Below are 21,936 nucleotides of genomic sequence, written 5' to 3'. Positions count from 1 at the left end.
AGGCAGGGGCGGCGGACGCTGTCCAGGGGCCCGGCGCCCCTTCGGCCCGCTGCCTTCGCTCAGGTGCGTGGGGTGGAAGGGTACGACTCAGGCACGCCGCCACCCATTCTCGCATGCGGGCAGCCGGGATCCCCGGTGCAGACGACGAATCGCCCGCGTCGGCCGCGGCATCCGTCCTCACCTGTTCTCCGGCGTTCGGGGGGCTGCGCCGTGCGGAAGAAGCCGCCGGGGAATCTGTCCCGTGCGTCGGTGACGCGCGGCCTGCTGCGCGCCTGCCAGGCTGGGAGCATGCCGCGCCGCACCGCTGACGAGACTCGACGCCTGATCCTCGAGGCCGCCATCCAGATGCTGCTGGAGCGCGGCGTGACCGCGGGCGTCCAGCACATCCGGCTGCAGGAGGTCCTCCGCTCGGTCGGTCTGACGACCGGAGCGGCCTACCGGATCTGGGCGGACCAGACGGAGTTCCACCGCGATCTGGCGGTGGAGATGGTCGGGCTCCGGTTCGCCCCGCCGGTGGCCAGCGCAGTGGGCGCGATCCAGGACGTGCTGGCCGCGGACGGCTCGATGCACGAGGTCGTGCGCGCGGCGGCACAGGACCACGTCACCTATGCCTCCAAGTTCCATCTCGAACCGGAGTCCCGCGACTCGCACGCGTTCATCACCGCGCTCGCGCTGCGCACTGCTGCGGGGGCGTGGCCCGAGCTGCGGGTGGCCAGCGCGGAGCGGCACCGCGGGTCGGTGGCGGCGTTCGCCGACTTCTACGCCGCTCTCCTGGAGCGGTACGGGCGCCGGATGCGCTCGCCGCTGACCATCACCGACTTCACCGAGGCGATGGCGGCGCTGGGTGAGGGCTTCGCCATCCGATCCGCCGAGGGACTGGGCCACCCGCGCTACGACATCCCGCAGGACGCGGAGGTCCCGAGCGGACGGTGGACCCTGTTCGGCATCGCGATCCTGGGGCTCGTGGAGGGGTTCACGGTCGCCGCCGCGGATGGGAACGCGGCCCCCGGCCAGCCGACGCGGACGCCGGTGGCCGGGGTCGCAGATCCCCCAGCAGAAGGACGCACCGTCGAGACCTGAAATCCGGCAGTACGTCCGTCCCCCCACAGACCATCGTGGTGGCACATCGCGCTGACGGCTAGAAAGATAACTTCTTTCTCCTCGGGAATCCGTCGCGCAGGCGGTCGGTCAGATCACCTGTTCCGACCAGGCGTCGGGGTTTCCGAAGCGGTGCGCGGTGATCGTGATGGACTGCTCGTGCAGGAACGGCAGCAACTCGAGCCTGCCCGACGTGGTCACCTCGTTCGAGTAGATCGCCAGGTCGGGGTCGCCTGACACGGCGTCGGCCAACGCGCGATGCAACGCCGAGGCCGACGGCGCGGGTCCGACCAGGCGCGCACGGGGCGGACGGGGACCGGACGCCTCATCCTCGGCCACCATCCGCTCCAGCCACTGCTCCTCGGTCTCGACGAAGACCGCCGCGCCCTGGTCGCTGAGGGACCGGCGCACTGCGGCCGGCAGCCCGACCGGAGCACTCAGCGTGAACTCGGAACCGGCGCGAAGCCCGGCCACGATGACCCGCAGCAGCGCCTGCCACGACGCATCCGCCGTCGCCCGGACGGCGACCGGCAGCGGGCGATAGCGGAACAGGTTCCGCTCCACGCCCAGATGCGAGACGTCGCGGACCTGACCGAACTCGCGGTCCCAGGCCAGCGCGTCCGAGAGCGCGCTGCGGCGCAGCCACTCGAACGACTCGTAGTCCAGCGACGGCTGGGCCGCCTCGATCACGGTGGTGATCCGCGAATCCAGCCCGCGCAGGTGCAGCGTCGCCGAGGTCGCGGCGCCTCCCGACGGGCGCCAGGAGCCCAGGCCGATGAGGTAGTTGGGTCCACCCGCCTTGGCGCCGGCGCCGACCGAGGAGCGCTTCCAGCCGCCGAACGGCTGGCGCTGCACGATCGCGCCGGTGATCCCCCGGTTGACGTAGAGGTTGCCCGCTTCGACCTCGCTCAGCCAGGCGGCCATATCGTCGGGGTTCTGCGTGTACAGGCCCGCGGTGAGACCGTAGGCCACCGCGTTCTGCAGCCGGAGCGCGTGCGCCAGCGAGTGGGCATGCATCACGCCCAGGACCGGGCCGAAGAACTCCTCGCGATGGAACCGGGATCCCGGCTGCACGCCGGTGCGGATGCCGGGACTCCAAAGGCGCCCGGCGAACTCCCCTCCCTCATCCAGCGGGCGTGGCTCGACGAGCCAGTGCTCGCCCTCCTCGAGGGTGGTCAGCGCCCACGCCAGCTTGCCCTGCGGGGGCTCGATGACCGGTCCCACCTCGGCCATCGGGTCGCTGGGGGGTCCGATGCGCAGCGAGGTCGCGGCATCCACGAGTTGACGTGCGAAGCGCTTGGAGCGCCCGACCGGACCGACGAGGATCGCCAGGGACGCCGCGGAGCACTTCTGTCCGGCGTGGCCGAACGCGCTCTTGACGAGGTCCGCCGCCGCCAGGTCGAGGTCGGCGGAGGGCATCACGATCATCGCGTTCTTGCCGCTGGTCTCGGCCAGCAGCGGCAGGTCGGTGCGCCAGGAGCGGAACAGGGCCGCCGTCTCCCAGGATCCGGTGAGGATCACGCGGTCGACGTGCGGATGGGACACCAGCCGCTCCCCCAGTGCGCCCTCGTCGATGTCGACGAGGGCCAGGACGTCGCGAGGCACCCCGGCATCCCACAGCGCCTCGGCGACCACGGCCGCGCAGCGGCGAGCCTGCGGCGCGGGTTTGAACACGACCCCGGAGCCGGCGGCGAGCGCTGCGAGCACCCCACCGGCGGGGATCGCGATCGGGAAGTTCCACGGCGGCGTGACCACGGTCAGGCGGGAGGGCACGAACACCGCCCCGCTGACGCGGTCCAGCTCTCGCGCCGTCGCAGCGTAGTACGCGGCGAAGTCGACCGCTTCACTGACCTCGACGTCCGCTTCGGCGAAGACCTTGCCCGTCTCGGAACCAGCGACCTCGATCAGCTCACCGCGGCGCGCCTCGAGGGACCGGGCCGCCGTCTCCAGCACTGCGGCCCGCTCGCTCGCCGGCTGAGCGCCCCACGCCTCGGCGGCCTGGCGCACGCGCGCGACGGTGTTCTCGAGCGCGTCGGAGTCGGTGATCCGCGCCGCCGCGATGGTCGCGCTTCCGGGCATCGCCTCCGGATCCGCGGCCGCCCCGCTGCGCGAGACCCGGATCCGGTCCAGGATGCCGCGGCTCCACTCCCGGTTGGCCGCCAGTGACGGGTCGGAGTCCGCCGCGTTGCGGAAACCGGGGGCGCCGGCCGCGCGGCCGTCAGCCTCCCGCGCCGCATACACCGCAGTCTCGACGAAGGCGGCGCCACCGAAGAGGCTGGCCGCGGCCGAGGGCTCGATCGGCACCGTGTCGCCGTCGCCCGAGCCGGGCCGGCCGATGCCGAGCACGGCCTGCGTCAAACGCGCGGGACCTTCCTCACCTGCGCCGTCGTTGCGGTCGCTCGAGGTGCCATCGGTCCCCGTTCCTTGACCAGCCGGGCCTCGCACGAGGCGCTCGGTCGCGCCCGCGCCCGGGTGATCGGCGGGCGGGCGGGTCCGATCCTGGCTGCGGTTCGGTCCGGTGCGCAATGAGGGATCCGCTGAGCGGGCGATGGAGGCCATGAACCGATCGCGTTCGCGGTCGAACAGCGCCGGGTCCTCGGCCAGCTCGAAGGCCGCGGAGAGGAAGTTCTCGCTGGACGCGTTCTCTTCGAGCCGGCGGACGAGGTAGCTGATCGCGACGTCGAACTCGTCGGGGCGGACGACCGGCACGTACAGCAGCACCTGCCCGACCTCGCGGGCGACCGCCTGGACCTGGCCCTGGGCCATGCCCAGCAGCATCTCGACGTCGATCTCCTCCCGGACTCCGCGCTGCCCGGCCAGCAGCCACGCGTAGGCGATGTCGAACAGATTGTGTCCGGCGACCCCGATCCGCACGGCCGCGGTGTGCTCCGGGCGCAGCGCGACGTCCAGGCACCGCAGGTAGTTGGCGTCGGAGTCCAGCTTGCTGTCGAAGGTGGCCTGCGGCCAGTCGTGGAGCACGGCATCCACTCGCTCCATGGCGAGGTTCGCGCCTTTGACGAGCCGGATCTTGATGCGCGCGCCACCAGATTCCACCCGCATCCGCGCCCATGCCGTGAGCTGCTCGAGCGCGGGGAGGGCATCCGGCAGGTACGCCTGCAGGACGATGCCCGCCTCGAGCCCGCGCAGCCTCGGATCCTCGAGGATGCGGGTGAACACCGCGATGGTCAGATCCAGATCGCGGTACTCCTCCATGTCGAGGTTGATGAACGTCGGGCCCTCCGCGGCGTCCGGCGAGGCCGCGGTCAGGTAAAGCGGCTTCAGCCGTTCGACCACTTCGTCGACGAGTTCGTCGAACGCCCACATCGAGATGTGACTGGCGATCGCCGAGACCTTGACCGAGACGTAGTCCACGTCCGGCCGCCTGATCAGCTCGTGGATGCCCTCCAGGCGCCGAAGCGCCTCCTGCTCGCCCAGCACGGCCTCGCCCAGGAGGTTCAGGTTGAGCCTGGCCCCGCTCTCGCGGATGCGCGCGATCGCCGGACCGAGCTTGTCGGGGCGCGCGTCGACGACGAGGTGCCCGACCATCTCGCGTAGGGCCCGGCGCGCCAGCGGAACGACCGGTGCAGGCAGCACCGGCGCGACGACACCGCCGACCTGCACGGCACGGCGCAGGTACCAGGGCAGGAACTTCGGCACCAGCGGGGCGACGCGGCTCAGATTGGATGCCGCAGCGACGAGGCTCTCGGGGCGCATCACTCCGTCCACGAAGCCGATCGTGAACGTCAGGCCGCTCGGGTCTTTCAGCACGCCCGCCAGCCGCGCCGCGGAGGGGTCGACGTCGGCCTGCGCGCTCTCGGCGACCCACCGGCGGGCGAGCTCGATGGCCCGGTCCGCGAGCGTATCGGCGGGCGCGGTGGGCGGCACGGGTGTCGAGTGCATGAGTCAAGCATGCGGTATCCGATCGTTCACGAAAAGTGACCATCTATGATCGATACCAATCAGTCCCATCGACTGTATTTCCTGAGCGAGGATCGCCGTGTTCGAACTGCGCCGGCTGCGGCTGCTGCACGAGCTCGCGCTCCGCGGCACCCTGGCGGCAGTCGCGGAGGCGCTGTCCTACAGTCCCTCGACGATTTCGCAGCAGCTCGCGCAGCTCGAGCGCGACGCGGGGGTTCCCCTGCTGATTCCGGACGGCAGACGCGTGCGCCTCACCGAGCACGGCGTCGCCCTCGCCGCGCACGCGGCGCGGGCGCTGGAACTGGAGGAGCAGATCCGCGGCGAGCTGGAGTCGCTGCAGGCCGGCATCGCCCCCGTGCGTGTCGCGGTGCTGCAGACCGCGGCCCAGGCGATCCTGCCCGGCGCGCTGACCCTGCTCGCCGATCGCGAGCCGCGGTTGCGCGTGGAGATCGCCGAAGTGCCCCCCGAAGAGGGACTGTTCGAGCTGTCCGCTCGCGGTTTCGATCTGGTGATCGCAGAGCAGTATCCGGGGCACACGCGCGCGCACCGTGCCGGTTTGGAACGCGAGAGCCTGGGCAGCGATCCCATCCGCCTCGCCGTGCCGCGCGAGGATCCCGCCGGCGGGGTGGCCGAGCTGCGCGACCGCGCGTGGGTGATGGAGCCGGCCGGGACCGCCGCCCGGTACTGGGCGCTCCAGCAGTGCCGGGCCGCCGGTTTCGAGCCGGATGTCCGCTTCGAGGTCGCCGATCTCACCGCGCAGGTGCGCCTGATCGCCGCCGGCCGCGCGGTGGGCGTGCTGCCCGACCTGGTCTGGGCCGATCTGGATCCCCCGGTCCGGTTGCTGGATCTGCCGGGGAATCCTGCGCGCGAGATCTTCACTGCTGCGCGGCAGTCGTCGGCGTCGCGCAGCGGGATCCGTGCGGTGCGCAGCGCCCTGCACGACGCGTTCGCCGCCCGCTCCGGCACGGTGAGCCGCCCGCCGCGGTGAGCCTTGGCCGCGGGCGCCGGCTGCGACGCCGGACGAATCGGCGCGGGAGCTCAGGCGCGCCGGCGACGGGGGCCTCTGATCAGGCGCGCCCCGGAGCGGACGGACGGTCGTCGGTGCGGATGTCGCCGTCCTGGTCGCGGGCGACATCCCGGCGGTCGCGGGCGGCGGTGCCGTCGTCGAACACCGGCTCTTCGTGGCCCTGGACGGCGCGGCGGTCATCTGCGGTGCGTCGCGACCCGGCGGTGGTGACCGCCGGATCGATCTTGTCGGCTTCGCGCAGCTTCTCGGCCTGCTCCGCGCGCAGCTTCGCGGCGTCGGACGCGTGATCGTCGATGGTCGCCGCGGCGCGGTCGGCCTCGACGCTGGCCTGAGCGGCGCGTGCCTTGGCCTGCTCCGCCTCGGCGGCAGCACTCGCGGTGTCCGCCCGCGCCTGCGCCGCCTGCGCCTCGCGCTCCCGGGCTGCCGTCTCAGTCTTGCGGGCATCCTCGCGCAGACCCTGGGCCTTCTCGTGCTGCGCTTCGAGCCGCTTCGCCGAATTCCGGCGCGAGAGCACCACCGCAATGATGATGACCACCGCCACGACCACGACGATGCCGACGATGATCCAGATGAGTGTCGACGTATCCACGAGTTCACTCCTTCGCGTTGCGGACCGCCCCGGGGTCGGGCGATTCCATGGGACAGGCAAGCGCACCGCGGCAACGCGTCACAACGCCTTGCGCGGGAGCATGGGGTGAGCTAACGCGCGCACATAGGGTGAAGAGGTGACCACGGAGGGCGAAGACTCGGCGGCGCCGCCGCGGCGGCGGCTGGATTGGCTCCGCGCGGCATCCGATCGTCTTCCCACCAGCTGGTTGACGGGGATCGCGACCGGCCTGTTCCTCGTGGCCACCGCGGCGTTCGGCGGGCTGGCCACCGCCGCCGAACCCGCACCGGTCACGATCGAGCCGGGGCAGGAGCATCGGAACGATCAGTTCGCTCTCACGATCGAACGGGTCGTCCTGGTGGACGAGCTGACCGAGGCCGGCGTCTACGTCGAAGACGGGGAACGCGTCCTGGCCGTCGTGGTCGATGTCGAGAACACCTGGACCCGGCCGATCGCGGTGCATTCCACGAGCAGTCTGACGGAGTCGCTGCGGCTGGAGGGTCTCGCCGACACCCCTCCCGATTCGATCGCCCGCTACGACGACGGGACGGTGGCGCCGTGGCTGCAGCCCGGGGTTCCCGCCCAGCTCGTTCTGGCGTGGGCGGTCACTGCAGGGCGGTTCACGGACGGACAGCCGGTGGGGATCACCCTGTCCGACATGACACTGCACACCGGATCGTTCGTCGCTAACGGACAATGGTGGACCGACCCGGTACCGGCCGCGACGATGACGGTGATCCTGGAAGACATCGGAGCCGGAGGGTGAGGGCATGGCTGGCGTGGCCCGCCGGCGCCGCCCTGATCGCCGCCGCCTGGGGGATCGCGGTGATCACTCCCTCCGAGGCGGCGCCGGAACAGCCGTTCCCCGTGATGGTCGAGGTCGGTGAGACCGGCATCGGGCGGGACATCGCCGTGACCGTCGTCGATGTCCGTCGGGCCGAGACGGCCCGCACCGACGAGTGGAGCGCGGCCGGCAACTGGGTCGTGGTGGATCTGGATGCCGCCGCCGTGGTCTCCGAGGCCGGGAACTCCCTCGCTCTGGCGACGTTGGACCTCGGCGGCCGCACCTTCCGGGCCAGCGAGCGGCCCGAATCGCTTCTGGGGCACCCGCTGTCAGTCGCTGCCTCACGCTCCGGCAGCGTCGCGTTCGAGCTGCCCGAGGATGTCACCGGCGGGTTGGCGGTGCTGACCTTCGGGGTCAGCACGGATCCGCGCCTGGACTCGCTCATCGTGCTCGAGGTGGATCTGGCCGGCATCCCCGTCGAGGAGCGGGCCGAGCTCGCGCCGGTCGGCTGGAGCAGCCGGTGACCGTCGGCTGGTGGCGACGCAACGCCGTCTCGCTGGGACTGGTCGCGGTGCTGCTCCCCGTCACCGCGGGGGTGGTCGCCTTCAATGAGTGGTCCGACTGGGATCTCGGCCATGCCACGAAGCCGATCACCGTGGAGCCGGGCGGTGCGGTGGATTACGCGGGCGCAGCCATCGGTCCGGCGCGGGCGCGGTTCGCGGACGATCCGGCCGCCCCGGAAGGGACCCGTCTGGTCAGCGCGACGGTGCTGGTCTCCCCTGGCACGGAGCCGCTCAGCTGCCTGAGTCCGCAACTGCGCGAAGCCGGTGGCGCGGGCAGGCAGTGGAACGAAGCATCCGCCGGACTGGATCGCGGGTACGACCCGGACCGCCTGACGTTCTGCGACTCCGATCTTTCGATCCGCTATTCGCTCACGCTGGACTACCTGGTGCCGGAGGACGCGGCCGGACCGTTCTTCATCGAGCTGGCGTCCGCGGCCGCGATCCCGCAGTTCGTCCGTCTCGTCATCGAGCCCTGACGCGTTCATCGCGGCGCGTGCTCCTCGGTGGGCTCCCCCACGAGCGGCTGCGGAGCTTCCGGCGACGCGGCCGGTGGAACCGGTGCCATTGCGGCCGGTCGAGCCGGTTCCTCGGCCGGCGGCGCGACCGGAACCGAGACGAGCCTGCCGATCACCGCGTCGTACGCGCTGGCCACCAGCACCACCCGGAGCGGCTCGATCACGAGCGGGACGAACAGGAAGATCAGCGGAGCATTGACCATCCAGAATCCGCCGAGCTCCTGCGGACCGATCACCCGGGTGATGCCCAGCTCGAGCGCGGCGTCGAGGAACAGCAGGACGGTGAACAGCAAGACGTACGACCCGACCAGCACGGGGCCCGCGCGCCACATCAGCAGCAGTGCCCGACCGATGGGCTGGAAGCGCGAGAGCAGGTCCGCCCACAGGTCCCGCAGCCGGGCACGCAGCCGCGAGGGAAGTGTGTCGAAGCGCGCGCGGGCACGGACCACGACGGGGACTCCCAGCTGCAGCGTCTGCGGGGCGACCGCCTGCCCGTAGATGACACCGGCGATCGCCAGCCACGCGATCGGAAGCAGCACGATGCCGCCGAGCTCGCTGAGGAACCATTCCGCGGCATCCCACGTCCACGCGACCGGCGCGAGCTGGCCGCCGACCCACTCGCGGACATCGGCGAGCCAGACCATGGCCTGGCGCTTCTGCGCCCATGCGACGACCGTGTTCAGGGCGTCCGCGATGAGCGTCACCGACAGATAGACCCAGAGCACCTCGAGATAGACGGCCACCGCGGCGAACGCCTTCGGCGCCCGTCCCCGATAGCGCTTCCACAGCCACCGCCCGGTGAACGCGGCCACGATGATCGCGATCGTGACGGGGCCGAAGCTCAGCTCGCCCACCGCTGCGTCGCCCGCGCGCTGCGCATCGCCGAAGATCTCATCGGCGATCAGACCGGCGTTGATCTCGAGGAGGCGGCTGAAGTACGCCGCGGCATCCTCTCGCAGGTAGCCCCACGCCGCATAGAAGGCGACGAACGGAAGGATGCCGGCCAGCAGGGCGTCGATGAACGCACGGCGCCGCTCTGACCGGCCCGCCGGGATCGGGGCGATCACCCCGAGCTGGGCCATTCCGTCTCGGAGCACCAGCAGCATCGCCACCAGCGCGACCAGGCGCGACAGGATCGCCAGCGGGAACAGCAGTGCGCCGGCGACCGCGCTGTACGCGCCGACGAAGCCCGCGACCTCGATGGCGACGTATCGGCCGAGCGTTCCGGCGAGGTACAGCGCAAGCAGCGCCGGCCAGTGCCTCCACAGGAGGAGCCCGGAGACGCGCAGGACGACGATCATCCGTCCACGCTATCGGGTCACTTCCAGAGGCTCGGTGCGGGCACCCGGGTCGAGGGCAACGCGGATGCGGCAGCCCATTGCGTCACCCACGGGGCAAGCTCCGGCAGATTGTCCGGTCGGTGCAGGGCCCCGAACAGCTCCTCGTGGGGGACCAGCCCGCCGGAGCGCCGCAGGAACCTCGCTCGCACGATCATCTCCGCGTACACCTCCCCGTCCACCACCGCCCGGTGCATCAGGTAGGCCGACTTGTCATCGTGGCCGAGCAGCCGGGATTCCACGGTGAACCGCTGCCACAGCTGAAGCGACTTGCGGAACGTGATCGTCTCGTTGGCGACGACCGCGTACCAGCCGCGCTCCCTGAAGACGTCCCAGATGCCGGTGCGGATGAGCAGATCGAAGCGGCCCAGGTCGAAAAGCGACGCGTACCGGCCGTTGTTCATATGGCCGAGCAGGTCGAGGTCCGTCGGCAGCGTGCGCACCCTCACCCGCCCGATCGCGGTGGGCTCGAGCGTCCCCTTGCGGCGCAGCTGCAGCTTGGCGCGCCAGATCGTCAGGAGGGTTCGCCAGATCACGTTCACGAGATGCGATCGTAGCCATCGGCGGCCCGCGCAGCGATTGTGTTGTGGTCGACCGACAGCCCGGGCCGCGGCATCCCCTCCTCCCGAAGGGCCCCGCGAACACCCGAATCGGTGGATTTCTTCTCCGCGCCGCGCGCGCGTAGAGTCTGGCCATGGGAGCCGAACTGCAGACCGACATCGTTGTCCGTCCGGTGCGGGACGTCGACGCTGAAGCGCTCGGACGCGTCCACGCAACCTGCTGGCACGAGACCTACGACCACCTGATCAGCAAGGCAGCGCTGGAGCAGGTATCGCCTCGACGCCTGGCCGAGCTGTGGACGCACTGGGCCGCACAGGGCCCGGACTTCCGCATGAGCGCGGCGCTGGTGGGCGGCGAGATCGTCGGTTTCGTCGGCTCCGGCCCCGCGCGTGACCGGGATGCCCCGCGCCTGCGCGAGCTGTACTTCATCTACCTGCTCGACGCTTACCACGGCACCGGCATCGGCCAGCAGCTGTTCGACGCGGCCGTGGAGAAGACCGAGTCGGTCTACCTGTGGGTCGCCGAGGACAACCCGCGCGCCCACCGCTTCTACCAGCGCAACGGCTTCACCCTCGACGGCGCCACCCACACGGAGCCGTTCCTCGGTGAGACGCTGACCGAGGTTCGGTTCGTCCGCTGACGCGCCGGCGCCGACGTTCCGATTACTGAGTTGCTGCAGATCTGGGCTCTCGAGGGCATCCCCGAGATCGTTCCGCACACGAACCTGTTCGAGGTCATCCTGGATGCCGCGGGCTCGTCTCTCCAGGACGGCGACATCCTCGTCGTGACCTCCAAGATCGTCTCCAAGGCGGAGGGACGCATCGTCGCCGCCGACGACCGCGAGGACGCCATCACCGCCGAGACGGTGCGCGTCGTCGCGACCCGCACCTCGGCCACCGGCCACACCACGCGGATCGTCGAGAACAAGCTCGGCATCGTGTCGGCCGCGGCCGGCGTGGACGCCTCGAACACCCCGGACGGAACGGTGCTGCTGCTTCCCGCGGATCCGGACGGGTCGGCACGGGCTCTGGCCGCGCGACTGCGGCAGCGGCTGCGGATCCGGGTCGGAGTGATCATCTCCGACACCCTCGGGCGTGCGTGGCGCGACGGCCAGACCGACAGCGCGATCGGCGCCGCCGGCGTGGAGGTGTTCGAGGACATGCGCGGACAGACGGATGCCGAGGGCAGGCCGCTCGTGGTGACCCTGCCGTGCGTGGCCGACGAGCTGGCCGCCGCGGCCGATCTGGTGAAGGGCAAGGCGGCCCGGTTGCCGGTGGCCGTGATCCGTGGTCGCGCGGACCTGGTCGGGCCGCTCGACCTGCCCGGGGCGCGCGCGATCGTGCGCGATCCGGAGCGCGACATGTTCTGGCGTGGTGCCGATGAGGCGTACGCCGACGGATTCGCCGCGGGCGCGGCATCCGGCCAGACCGACGCGTAACCGCTGGTCGCCCTAGGCCCCTGCGCCGCCGTCGCGGCTTCACTGCTGCTCGCCTGTCGCGGCTTTCACTGCTGCTCGCCTGTCACGACACGCCGGCGGCCCCCGCAGAACGCGACAGGGGAACCCCGATGAGCCGCTCGGTCAGCGCTCGGTCAGCGTTCGATCACAGCTCGATCAGCGCTCGGTCTCGAGGAACGCGAGCTGCGCGTAGGTCGACGCCTCCGCCGCGAAGCGCACACCGGGATGCGTGTGCGGGTAGACGAAGTCCGTCACCCGGGTGACCACCTCGGGATCCGAACTGGGCTGCAGGTCGAGCGTCCGCAGCGCCGCCGACACCTGCGCGAGGCGCTCGCGGCGGTGCTCGAGGTAGGAGTCGACGACGGCCGGGAGGCTGGGCAGGGCGGGGCCGTGACCGGGCAACACCAGGTCCACGCCCGCCAGGTCCCGCAGCCGGGCGAGAGAGCCCAGGTAGTCGCGGAGCGAGCCGTCCGGACGCGCGAGGATCGTGGTGCCGCGGCCGAGGATGGTATCCCCGGTCAGCAGCGTGCCGCCCGTCCCGTCGGTGCCCGCCACGATGTCGTCGGGCAGCAGGAAGCACACCGAGTCCGCGGTGTGCCCCGGGGTCGCTACCACGACGATGCGCGTGCCGGCAGCCTCGATCACCTCGCCGTCGTACAGCGCCGGGGCGTCGATGCACAGGGCGGGGTCGAGGGCGCGCACGACCGCGCCGGTGCGCTCGGCGAACTCCGCGGCCCCCTCGATGTGGTCGAAGTGGTGGTGGGTGAGCAGCACGAGCGAGATCGGCCCGAATGCTTCGAGGCGATCCAGGTGCGCCGCCGTATCGGGGCCGGGATCGACGACCACGGCGGAGCCGGCGTCCTCCGCGCGGATGACGAACGTGTTCGTGCCGTCGAGGGTCATCAGGCCGGCGTTGGGCGCGAGGATCCTGGTGGTCAGCGCGCTCCAGCGTTCCGCTTCGTCCAGGCCGGCGGCTGCCCCGCCGTTCGCGGGCTCGTGATTCTGGTTCGTCATACGTGTCGGGCTAACGCCCGCTGACCTTTCCGAAGAGGCGGGCGATGGGTGCCAGGACGAGCGGGCGGGCCGCGACCCAGGCGGCCGCGATGACCACCATGGAGGCGACGAAGATCCAGAACCCGGCCCAGTTGTCGGCGTAGGCGAGCCCGTCGGCCGAGCCCTGCGCGGCGTACATGTGGTTCAGGTTGCGCAGCGCCCCGGTGGCGAAGACGAGCGCGACGTGCACGATGATGAAGGCGACGAAGTACAGCATCACCGGGAAATGCACCGCACGGGCCCACTCGACGGGGTAGATCCGGTTCAGGGTCTTCGCTTTGCTCGGCCAGATGCCGCTCATCCGCACCCCGGTGATCACCGCGAGCGGGGCGGCGATGAAGACGGTGGTGAAGTAGGCCAGTTGCTGCAGGCTGTTGTAGTTGACCCAGCCGTTCTCGGTCGGCCAGTCCAGCGACACGTACTGCAGCGCGGCGCTGAGAGCGTTCGGGAACACCTCCCACGAAGTGGGCACGATCCGCATCCACTGACCGGAGACGAACAGCAGGACCACGAAGATCACGCCGTTGAGTACCCAGAGGATATCCAGCGCCTGGTGAAACCACAGCGTCAGGCTGATCTTGCGTTTGCTGTTCCACCGCGGCGACCAGAACACGCTCGGCCGCTTCTCCGAGCGCACCCGCAGCCCGGAGCGGATGATCAGCACGATCAGGAACACGTTGAAGAAGTGCTGCCAGCCCAACCACGCCGGGAACCCCACCGGGGCCCCCTCGGGCAGGTGGTACTCGCCCGGGTAGGTCGTCAGGAACTCCTGCAGCGGCTCCAGGCTGAGCAGCCACCGCACTGCGGCGACCGCCATGCCCGCCGCGATCAGCAGCCCACCGCCGCCGACGATGACCGCGCCGGCCCACTGCAGCCGGGTGAACGGACCGATCCGCTCCGGCTCGGTCGCGGACGCCGGCTTCGCGCGGCCCCCGGTGCCCGCCCACACGGTCCGCGTAAACGGCAGCGGCACGGACAGATCGGTGGTCTGCGGGGGCAGCGCTGCCACGGCCGCGGTCACGTCGTCCGGCGACGGCGCCGGGTCCGGCAGCCGGTCCGCGTCCTCGGATGCCGACCCCGGGCTCGCCGCGGCGCGGAGCTCCTCGTCGCGCGCCGGCGTGGTGGTGGCGGGTGCGCCGACGGTCGCGGTCGCCGCATCGGGCGCCGGGGCGGCTGGGGATGCCGGGGCGGCGGTGGCGGGAGCGGCGGCGGCCGGAGCCGCGGCGGGCGCGAAGCCCGCCGGTGGCCACGCCTCCCCGCCGGGCACGCGGGGCAGGCCGCGGCGCAGCGGGCGATCAGAGCTGTCGGCGCCGTCGGATGCCGGAACCGCAGCCACAGCGGGCGCGGGAACGGCGGCAGCGGGCGCGGAAACGGCAGCCGATCCGGATGCTGCGGCCGCGGCATCCGGAATCGACGAGGTCATCGCGCTGTCGGACTCCTGCGGGTGCACGGCGGTCGCCGTCGTTGCGGGACCGGCCGCGGCCGTGTCGGTGACGGATGCGGCGCCCGCCGCACCGACCGGCACACGTCCCGCCGGTGGCCACGGCTCGCCGCTCGGCACGCGCGGCAGTCCGCGGCGGATCGTCCGCGCAGCGCCCGCCGCTTCCGCCTGCGGAGCAACCGTCGCCGCGCCCACACCCGGCTCCGCAGTCACCCTCAGCGGCTCCGATCCCGTCGAACCCGCCGCTTCCGCCTGCGGAGCAGTGGGCTCCGGCTCCGGCGCGGCCTCGCCGGCGGGGGGCCACGGGTCGCCGCCGGGACGCCGGGGCAGTCCACGGCGCCGGGTCTGCGGGTAGGTCGCCATCGGGTCTACGCCTTCCGGGCCTCGAGTGCGGCGATCAGCTGCGGCACCACGGTGAACAGATCACCCACGACACCGAAGTCGGCGATCTCGAAGATCGGGGCATCCCCGTCCTTGTTGATCGCGACGATCGTCTTGGCGGTCTGCATGCCGGCCTTGTGCTGGATCGCACCGGAGATGCCCAGGGCGATGTACAGCTGCGGCGAGACCGACACCCCGGTCTGCCCCACCTGGAACGACTGCGGCACATACCCGGCATCGACCGCGGCCCGCGAGGCGCCGACCGCGGCACCCAGCACGTCGGCGAGCTGCTCGACCAGGACGAACTTCTCCTGCGAGCCCAGCCCGCGCCCGCCCGAGACCACCTTCCCGGCGCCACGCAGCTCCGGACGCGAGGACTCCACGACCGCCTCGTCCACGGACTCCACCGTCGCAGCCCGACGACCGGATGCCGTCACCTCCAGCATCTCCACCTCCGGAGAGGTCACCGCCTCCGCGCGCGCCTCGACCGCGCCCTGCCGGATCGTGATCACCGGCGCACCCCAGGTCACCGCCGAATCGACCTCGTACGCGCCCCCGTAGACCGAGTGATGCGCGACCACGCCCTCAGCATCCCGGGACACCCCGACCGCGTCCACGCACAGCCCCGACCGGGTCCGCGCCGCATACCGACCGGCGACATCGCGGCCCTCGACCGAGTTGGAGATCAGGATCGCGTCCGGGCGGACCAGATCCGCCGCGGCGGTCAGAGCATCCACCACCGGCACGGTCAGACCCTCACCCGGGGAAGCGACCAGCACCTGCGCCGCGCCCAGCGCAGCCGCGGCATCCGCCACCCCCGCCGCATCCGAGACCAGCAGCGCCACCGGCGTGCCCACCCCGGCCGCAGCGCCGAGCAGGCCCGCGGCGGACTTGGCCAGCTCGCCGCCGGGGGTCACATCCAGCAGCACCAGAACCGAGTCGTCCGCAAAAGTCATCTCCGCCACCCCTACACCAGCCGGTTCTGGACCAGGAACTCCGCGAGCTTCTGGCCCGCATCACCCTCGTCCACGATCTTCGTACCCGCCTGCCGCGGCGGCTTCTCCGACAGACCCAGCACGATCGACCGGGACGCGCTGGCATCCTCCGGCTCGATCGCCAGATCCACCAGCGACAGCGTCTCGAACGGTTTCTTCTTCGCCGCCATGATGCCCTTGAAATTCGGGAACCGCGCATCCGGCAGACGCTCCGTGATCGAGATCACCGCCGGCAGCGCAGCCGACACCTGCATCGTCGCCGCATCGCTGGCCCGCTCGCCGGACACCACACCATCGCCGATCACGACCGTGTTCAGCGCGGTCGCGGCCGGCACATCCAGAAGCTCCGCCACCATCGAGGCCATCACCCCTCCGGACCCATCGGTGGACACGTTCCCGGCGATCACCAGATCGAACCCGGTCCGCTGCACCGCCGCCGCCAGCACCTCCGCCGTCAAGCCCAGATCCGCACCGACCAGGCCCTCATCCGCGATGTGCACCGCAGACCCCGCCCCCATCGCCAGACCCTTCCGCACCGTCGCGGCCGAACCGGCCGGAGCCATCGACATCACCACGACGTCGGTATCCGGATTCTCATCCGCGTAGCTCAGCGCGACCTCCAGCGCCCGCTCACCGATCTCATCCAGCACCGTCTCGCTCGCCGCACGATCGGCCAGCCCGGTCTCAAGATCCAGCTTGCGATCCCCATACGTATCCGGGACCTCCTTGACCAGGACAATGATCTTCATCGACAGCTCCTCACGCCACCGGCGAGTCTAACGTGGCGGCGGCAATGTACCCATTCGCCGATGAGTCACCGGCGTTTACGCCGGGCACCCGCAATAATGTATACATTCATCCCTCCCGTGGTGGCCGCGCCCGTGTTCGGAGTGCCGGCCCCCGGTCAGTACCGTGTAAGGGAGAGGGGAAACGTCACATGTCGAGATCAGGACCACTCCCCGTCGACCCGATCGCCGAGGCCAAACGCCAGTGGACGGCGCACGGATGGGCGGACGCCGCACCGGGCATGTCCGCGGTCACCTCCATCATCCGCGCGCAGCAGTTGATGCTCGCGCGCATCGACGCCGCGCTGAAGCCGTTCCACCTCTCCTTCGCGCGATACGAGATGCTGCGCCTGCTCGGTTTCACCCGCGCGGGCCGGATGCCGATGGCCAGCGCCATCGCGCGGCTGCAGGTGCACCCGACCAGTGTCACGAACACGGTGGATCGTCTCGTCCGCGACGGACTCGTCGAGCGGGAGCCCCATCCGGGCGACGGGCGGGCGGCGATGCTCGTGCTCACGCCGGCCGGCCGGGACCTGGTCGAGAAGGCCACGGATGCGCTCAACACGGAGGTGTTCGCCGATCCGGGTCTGTCCGGCGACGACACGGTCGAGCTGGTGCGCATCCTCGCCCGCTTCCGCAAGGACGCCGGGGATTTCGCCGATCCGCGCCCCCTGCCCGAGCCCCTCTGACCCGTCGCCGGCCGCGCCCGGCCTTGGCGCCCGCCGCCGCGAGACTGCAACCGCGTGGCGAGACGGTGGGGTGTGCCCGCAGTCTCGACGCCCCGTTGCAGTCTCGCGGCCTCCGATCGGCGCGTCAGCGGTTCGTGAAGTCGGGGGTGCGCTTCTCACGGAAGGCTGCCATCCCTTCCTTCTGATCGGCGGTGTCGAACAGCGCCGCGAAGACGTGACGCTCGAAGCGGATGCCCTCGGTCAGGGTCGACTCCAGCGCGACATCCAGCGCCGCCTTGGCCGCGTACACCGACGGCAGCGACTTCGACGCGATCGCCTCGGCCGCCTTCCCCGCCTCCGCCAGCAGCTCCGCCGCCGGCACCACGCGGGACACGAGCCCGGCGCGTTCGGCCTCCGCGGCATCCATCATCCGTCCGGTCAGCACCAGGTCGGCCGCCTTGTAGTACCCGACGGCCCGCACCAGCCGCTGCGAACCGCCCATGCCCGGAATCACCCCGAGGTTGATCTCGGGCTGACCGAACTTGGCCGTGTCGGCCGCGATGATCAGGTCGCACATCATCGCCAGCTCGCACCCGCCGCCCAGGGCGTACCCGGACACCGCGGCGATCACCGGCGTGCGGAGCGCCGCGAACTGCGCCCACCCGCCGAAATGGTCGCTCATCACCATGTCCAGGCCGGACTTGGCTTCCATCTCTTTGATGTCCGCCCCGGCCGCGAACGCGCGCTCCGAACCGGTCACCACGATCGCCCCGACGCGCTCGTCCGCATCGAAGACGGATGCCGCGGCCACGATGTCCCGCATCACCTGCGTGTTCAGCGCGTTCAGCGCCTCGGGACGGTTCAGGGTGATCCAGCCGACCCGCCCGCGGGTCTCCACCAGGATCGTCTCGTAGGCGGTCGTGCTCTCGGACTCGGTCATCTCTCTCCTTGCTCGGTGCGGGATCGCTGCTCGCCTGTGCGGGATCGCTGCTCGCCTGTGCGGGATCGCTGCTCGCCTGTGCGGGATCGCTGCTCGTCGGTGCGGGATCGCTGCTCGTCGGTGCGGGATCGCTGCTCGCCTCTCGCAATGCGCGGCTCCGGTGGGCGTGTCGTGACAGGGGAACCCAACCAGACTCGGCTCCCCTGTCGCAAACCGCGCGGCCCGGCGGCGTGTCGTGACAGGGGAACCCACGGGGGCACGGGCGCTACGGCTGGGGGCCTTCGGCGCGGATGGTGCGGATGATCCCGGAGAAATCCTGACCCGCCCCTTCGCCGCCTGCGAAATCCCGGTAGATCTCGCGCGCCAGCCGCCCCATCCGCGCGTCGACGCCGGTCAGATCGATCGCCTGTTCGGCCAGCCCGAGGTCCTTGTTCATGAGCGCGCCCGCGAACCCGGGCCGGTAGTCCCGGTTGGCCGGACTCGACGGCACCGGTCCGGGCACCGGACAGTTCGTCGTCAGCGCCCAGCACTGGCCGGACGCGTTGGAGGCGACGTCGAACAGGGCCTGATGCGAGAGGCCGAGCCGCTCGCCGAGCACGAAGGCCTCTGCGACCGCGATCTGCGAGACGGCGAGGATCATGTTGTTGCACACCTTCGCGGCCTGCCCGAGTCCTGCCCCGCCGCAGTGCACCACCCGCCGCCCCATCGCCTCCAGGATCGGCCGAGCCGCCTCGAAGTCCCGCTCCGAACCGCCGACCATGAACGCCAGCGTGGCGTTCTCGGCGCCGACGACGCCGCCGGAGACGGGAGCGTCCAGCGCCCGGTGGCCGGCCGCGGCAGCCAGGCCCGCGGCCTCCTGCGCCTCGTCCACCGCGATGGTCGAGGAGTCGATGAACAGCGTCCCCGCCGGGGCCACCGCCAGCAGCCCGGGCGCCTCGGCGGATCCCCGATACGCGTCGATCACATGACGGCCGCTCGGGAACATCGTGATCACGATCTCGGCGGATGCCGCGGCATCCTGCCCCGAGTCGGCCACAGGTAGCGCGGCAACGCGCGCGGCCTCGGTCGCGGCCGGAACCACGTCGAAGCCGACCACGTCGTGACCTGCCGCAGCGAGGTTGGCGGCCATCGGCAGCCCCATGTGCCCGAGACCGAGGAACGCGATCCTCATCGCTGCATCTCCGCTCCGAGTGCGCCGGTCATCGCGACGGCCCCAGAAGCTCACGGCCGATGATGACGCGCATGATCTCGTTGGTGCCCTCCAGGATCTGGTGCACCCGCAGATCGCGGACGACCTTCTCGAAACCGTACTCGTGCAGGTACCCGTATCCCCCGTGCAGCTGCAGGGCCTCGTTCGCGATGCGGGAGCCGGCGTCCGTCGCGAAGCGCTTGGCCATCGCGCACTGCATCGCCGCATCCGGCGCCTGCTCGTCGATCGCCGTCGCGGCGTCGCGCACCAGCGCGCGGGCGGCCCGCAGCTCGGTCGCCATGTCGGCGAGCGTGAACACCACGGACTGTTTCTCGGCCAGCGGCTCGCCGAATGTGAAGCGCTCGTGGACGTACTGGACGGCCCGGTCGAGCGCCCACTGTGCGCCGCCGAGCGAGCACGCGGCGATGCTGATCCGCCCCCCGTTCAGTCCGGACATCGCGATCTTGAACCCCTGCCCCTCGGCGCCCAGCACATCGGATGCCGCGACTCGGACCTCGTCCAGGATCACCTGCCGCGTGGGCTGTGCGTTCCAGCCCATCTTCTTCTCGTTCACGCCGAACGACAGCCCCGGTGCGTCGGCGGGCACGAGGAACGCCGTGATCCCGCGAGCACCCGGCTCTCCGGTCCGGGCCATCACGACATACACGGATGCCTCGCCGCCGCCCGAGATGAACTGCTTGACTCCGGTCAGAGCGTAGGAGTCGCCGCCGTCCGCATCGGTTATCCGGATCGCACTGGTGGTGATGGCGGCGGCGTCGGAGCCGGCGCCGGGCTCGGTGAGGCAGTAGCTGCCGAAATCCGTCATTGCGGTCAGGCCGGGCAGCCAACGTCGCCGTTGCGCGTCGGTGCCGTAGGAGTCGATCATCCACGCCACCATGTTGTGGATCGTGATGTACGCCGCGATCGAGGGGTCCGCCTTGGCCAGCTCTTCGACGACCGCGACCGCGTCGGCGCGGCTGAGCGCCGAGCCGCCCACGTCCTCGCGGACGTAGATGCCGCCGAGACCCAGCTCGCCGGCGCGGGCGAGCACATCGCGGGGGAAGTGCTTGCGCTCATCCCAGTCCAGCGCGTGCGGCGCGATCTCGGCCTGCGCGAAGTCGCGCACCGCGGCGACGATCGCGGCCCGTTCGTCGGCGTGGGATGTGGGCATCGTCATGGTCATCACTGCCTCCGTTGGCGGATCATCCTGGTGAACGTCACCGTGCCCACATGAGCACTCTGCCTATTTTACAGGGGGTCCCGACTATTTGCGAGGAACACAAAGAACCGCCGCGGCATCCCCATCCACCCCCCCGTTCACTTGCCCTGGATGTACGTCAGAGAGGCCTGGGGGCGTACATCCAGGGCAAGTGAACACAGAGAAGGCGCGCGCTCGCGGCGGCGCCGGCGAGGTGCGGGATCAGAGCCGCTCGATGATCGTGGCGTTGGCCATGCCGCCGCCCTCGCACATCGTCTGCAGCCCGTATCGCCCACCGGTCGCCTCGAGCTCGGCAAGCAGCGTACCGAGCAGTCGCGTGCCCGACGAGCCGAGGGCGTGACCGAGCGCGATCGCACCGCCCCATGGGTTGAGCCGGTCGGGGTCGGCACGCAGCTCGCTCGCCCACGCGAGCGGGACGGAGGCGAACGCCTCGTTGACCTCATATGCGTCGATGTCATGGATGCTGAGGCCGCTGCGCTCGAGGATCCGCCGCGTCGCGGGGATGGGACCGGTGAGCATATACAGGGGGTCATCGCCGACCACGGCGAAGGCGTGGAACCGGGCGCGCGGGGTGAGCCCGAGTTCGAGCGCCTTCTCCTCGCTCATGATCAGCGCCGCGGAGGCCCCGTCGGTCAGCGGGGACGAGTTGCCGGGTGTGATCCGCCAGTCAAGCTCAGGGAAGCGCGCGGCGAGCTCGTCCGTGCGGAACGCCGGGTGCAGACCCCGCAGCCCATCGATCGTGGTTCCCTCGCGCACGGTCTCGTCGCTCGCCACCACGGCGCCATCGCCCACAGGCACCGGAAGCAGCTGCGAGTCGAACCGGCCCTGCGCCGCGGCATCCGCTGCCCGGCGATGCGACTCCGCCGAGTAGGCGTCCAGCACGTCGCGCGACAGCCCCCACTTCTGCGCGATCAGCTCGGCCGAGACACCCTGATTGATCAGCCCCTCGGGGTAGCGCTCGTCCAGGAGGTGCGAGCGGGATCCGCCGGCGCGCGAGGATCCGAGCGGAACTCGGCTCATCGATTCCACGCCGCCCGCGATCACGATGTCGTACGCGCCGGCCATCACGCCCTGCGCGGCGAAATGCGCCGCCTGCTGACTGGACCCGCACTGCCGGTCGATCGTGGCGGCCGGGACGGTCTCGTCGAACCCGGCCGCGAGGACCGCCTGACGGGCGATGTTCATCGCCTGGTCGCCGACCTGGCTGACGCACCCGAGCAGGACGTCGTCGACCTGCCGCGAATCCAGACCGTTGCGCTCGAGGACGGATCGCAGCACACCGGCGGCCAGATCGACCGGGTGGACGCTCGAGAGCGCTCCCCCCGGCTTGCCTCGGCCGGACGGTGTGCGGACGACATCGACGATGACGGCGGTGGGCATGTCAGCTCCTCGGGATCGG

20 protein-coding genes are annotated in these 21,936 nt (G+C 71.2%); 8 read left to right on the top strand and 12 right to left on the bottom strand.

The window, feature by feature from the left end; translation table 11 throughout:
* Nucleotides 1-288: 288 nt before the first annotated feature.
* Entirely contained in the window at nucleotides 289-1,080 is a 792-nt protein-coding gene (locus NQ152_RS05915; protein ID WP_257523344.1) for a hypothetical protein, read from the top strand.
* A gap of 108 nt (nucleotides 1,081-1,188) precedes the next feature.
* Here the strand turns inward: NQ152_RS05915 and NQ152_RS05910 are convergent, their stop codons facing one another.
* Nucleotides 1,189-4,998, bottom strand: a complete 3,810-nt coding sequence (locus tag NQ152_RS05910) for a bifunctional proline dehydrogenase/L-glutamate gamma-semialdehyde dehydrogenase (protein ID WP_257523343.1) — start codon at nucleotides 4,996-4,998, stop codon at nucleotides 1,189-1,191.
* A gap of 97 nt (nucleotides 4,999-5,095) precedes the next feature.
* Here NQ152_RS05910 and NQ152_RS05905 point away from each other — a divergent pair, with 97 nt between their 5' ends.
* On the top strand, nucleotides 5,096-6,004 hold the full coding sequence (locus NQ152_RS05905; RefSeq protein WP_257523342.1) for a LysR family transcriptional regulator: 909 nt from the start codon (nucleotides 5,096-5,098) through the stop codon (nucleotides 6,002-6,004).
* 79 nt (nucleotides 6,005-6,083) lie between these two features.
* On the opposite strand, the gene NQ152_RS05900 is transcribed toward NQ152_RS05905, so the two are convergent.
* The gene (locus NQ152_RS05900; RefSeq protein WP_257523341.1) at nucleotides 6,084-6,632 is read right to left on the bottom strand and encodes a hypothetical protein; all 549 of its coding nucleotides are present in this window, start codon (nucleotides 6,630-6,632) and stop codon (nucleotides 6,084-6,086) included.
* 136 nt (nucleotides 6,633-6,768) lie between these two features.
* On the opposite strand from NQ152_RS05900, the gene NQ152_RS05895 reads away from it, so the two are divergent.
* Genes NQ152_RS05895 through NQ152_RS05885 form a run of 3 tightly spaced genes read left to right on the top strand, consistent with a single transcriptional unit; the run spans nucleotide 6,769 to nucleotide 8,473 of the window.
* A complete protein-coding gene (locus NQ152_RS05895; protein ID WP_257523340.1) occupies nucleotides 6,769-7,416 on the top strand; it encodes a hypothetical protein in 648 nt (215 codons plus the stop codon).
* Nucleotides 7,413-7,958 (top strand): hypothetical protein, encoded by a 546-nt coding sequence (locus tag NQ152_RS05890; protein WP_257501307.1) that lies wholly within the window; start codon nucleotides 7,413-7,415, stop codon nucleotides 7,956-7,958. The genes NQ152_RS05895 and NQ152_RS05890 overlap by 4 nt, the downstream gene beginning before the upstream one ends.
* Nucleotides 7,955-8,473, top strand: coding sequence for a hypothetical protein (locus NQ152_RS05885; RefSeq protein WP_257523339.1), 519 nt, complete (start codon nucleotides 7,955-7,957; stop codon nucleotides 8,471-8,473). Before NQ152_RS05890 ends, NQ152_RS05885 begins: the two co-directional genes overlap by 4 nt.
* 5 nt (nucleotides 8,474-8,478) lie before the next feature.
* Here the strand turns inward: NQ152_RS05885 and NQ152_RS05880 are convergent, their stop codons facing one another.
* Both NQ152_RS05880 and NQ152_RS05875 read right to left on the bottom strand, forming a co-directional pair.
* A complete protein-coding gene (locus tag NQ152_RS05880) occupies nucleotides 8,479-9,813 on the bottom strand; it encodes a hypothetical protein (protein WP_257523338.1) in 1,335 nt (444 codons plus the stop codon).
* A gap of 17 nt (nucleotides 9,814-9,830) precedes the next feature.
* Nucleotides 9,831-10,391, bottom strand: a complete 561-nt coding sequence (locus NQ152_RS05875) for an acyl-CoA thioesterase (RefSeq protein ID WP_257523337.1) — start codon at nucleotides 10,389-10,391, stop codon at nucleotides 9,831-9,833.
* 152 nt (nucleotides 10,392-10,543) lie between these two features.
* Between NQ152_RS05875 and NQ152_RS05870 the strand changes: the two genes are divergently transcribed.
* Nucleotides 10,544-11,050 carry a GNAT family N-acetyltransferase gene (locus NQ152_RS05870; protein WP_257501311.1) on the top strand — a complete coding sequence of 169 codons (507 nt, stop codon included), beginning with the start codon at nucleotides 10,544-10,546 and terminating at the stop codon, nucleotides 11,048-11,050.
* 30 nt (nucleotides 11,051-11,080) lie between these two features.
* Entirely contained in the window at nucleotides 11,081-11,848 is a 768-nt protein-coding gene (gene cofE, locus NQ152_RS05865) for a coenzyme F420-0:L-glutamate ligase (RefSeq protein WP_257501312.1), read from the top strand.
* Nucleotides 11,849-12,022: 174 nt separating this feature from the next.
* Here the strand turns inward: cofE and NQ152_RS05860 are convergent, their stop codons facing one another.
* From NQ152_RS05860 to NQ152_RS05845, 4 genes are read right to left on the bottom strand one after another with little or no spacing between them, the layout of a single operon-like run.
* On the bottom strand, nucleotides 12,023-12,880 hold the full coding sequence (locus tag NQ152_RS05860; protein ID WP_257523336.1) for an MBL fold metallo-hydrolase: 858 nt from the start codon (nucleotides 12,878-12,880) through the stop codon (nucleotides 12,023-12,025).
* 10 nt (nucleotides 12,881-12,890) lie between these two features.
* Complete coding sequence (locus NQ152_RS05855) at nucleotides 12,891-14,723, bottom strand: cytochrome b/b6 domain-containing protein (RefSeq protein WP_257523335.1); 1,833 nt, start codon at nucleotides 14,721-14,723, stop codon at nucleotides 12,891-12,893.
* Nucleotides 14,724-14,728: 5 nt separating this feature from the next.
* Nucleotides 14,729-15,697 carry an electron transfer flavoprotein subunit alpha/FixB family protein gene (locus tag NQ152_RS05850; RefSeq protein WP_257523334.1) on the bottom strand — a complete coding sequence of 323 codons (969 nt, stop codon included), beginning with the start codon at nucleotides 15,695-15,697 and terminating at the stop codon, nucleotides 14,729-14,731.
* Nucleotides 15,698-15,708: 11 nt separating this feature from the next.
* Nucleotides 15,709-16,485 (bottom strand): electron transfer flavoprotein subunit beta/FixA family protein, encoded by a 777-nt coding sequence (locus NQ152_RS05845; protein ID WP_257523333.1) that lies wholly within the window; start codon nucleotides 16,483-16,485, stop codon nucleotides 15,709-15,711.
* Between the two features lie 188 nt (nucleotides 16,486-16,673).
* On the opposite strand from NQ152_RS05845, the gene NQ152_RS05840 reads away from it, so the two are divergent.
* Nucleotides 16,674-17,210 carry a MarR family winged helix-turn-helix transcriptional regulator gene (locus tag NQ152_RS05840; protein ID WP_257501317.1) on the top strand — a complete coding sequence of 179 codons (537 nt, stop codon included), beginning with the start codon at nucleotides 16,674-16,676 and terminating at the stop codon, nucleotides 17,208-17,210.
* Between the two features lie 124 nt (nucleotides 17,211-17,334).
* Here NQ152_RS05840 and NQ152_RS05835 read toward each other — a convergent pair whose 3' ends face one another.
* The 4 genes from NQ152_RS05835 to NQ152_RS05820 form a co-directional block, all read right to left on the bottom strand.
* Nucleotides 17,335-18,129 (bottom strand): enoyl-CoA hydratase, encoded by a 795-nt coding sequence (locus NQ152_RS05835; RefSeq protein WP_257523332.1) that lies wholly within the window; start codon nucleotides 18,127-18,129, stop codon nucleotides 17,335-17,337.
* A 265-nt stretch (nucleotides 18,130-18,394) separates the two neighbouring features.
* Nucleotides 18,395-19,300: a 3-hydroxyisobutyrate dehydrogenase gene (gene mmsB, locus NQ152_RS05830; protein WP_257523331.1), complete on the bottom strand. Its 906-nt coding sequence runs from the start codon at nucleotides 19,298-19,300 to the stop codon at nucleotides 18,395-18,397.
* Nucleotides 19,301-19,328: 28 nt separating this feature from the next.
* On the bottom strand, nucleotides 19,329-20,501 hold the full coding sequence (locus NQ152_RS05825; protein WP_257501320.1) for an acyl-CoA dehydrogenase family protein: 1,173 nt from the start codon (nucleotides 20,499-20,501) through the stop codon (nucleotides 19,329-19,331).
* 237 nt (nucleotides 20,502-20,738) lie between these two features.
* Nucleotides 20,739-21,917 carry a thiolase family protein gene (locus NQ152_RS05820; RefSeq protein ID WP_257523330.1) on the bottom strand — a complete coding sequence of 393 codons (1,179 nt, stop codon included), beginning with the start codon at nucleotides 21,915-21,917 and terminating at the stop codon, nucleotides 20,739-20,741.
* Nucleotides 21,918-21,936 lie beyond the last annotated feature (19 nt).

It is taken from the genome of Microbacterium sp. zg.B48 (assembly GCF_024623505.1).
Classification (GTDB): domain Bacteria; phylum Actinomycetota; class Actinomycetes; order Actinomycetales; family Microbacteriaceae; genus Microbacterium.
This window is presented reverse-complemented; position numbering and strand designations above follow the sequence as displayed.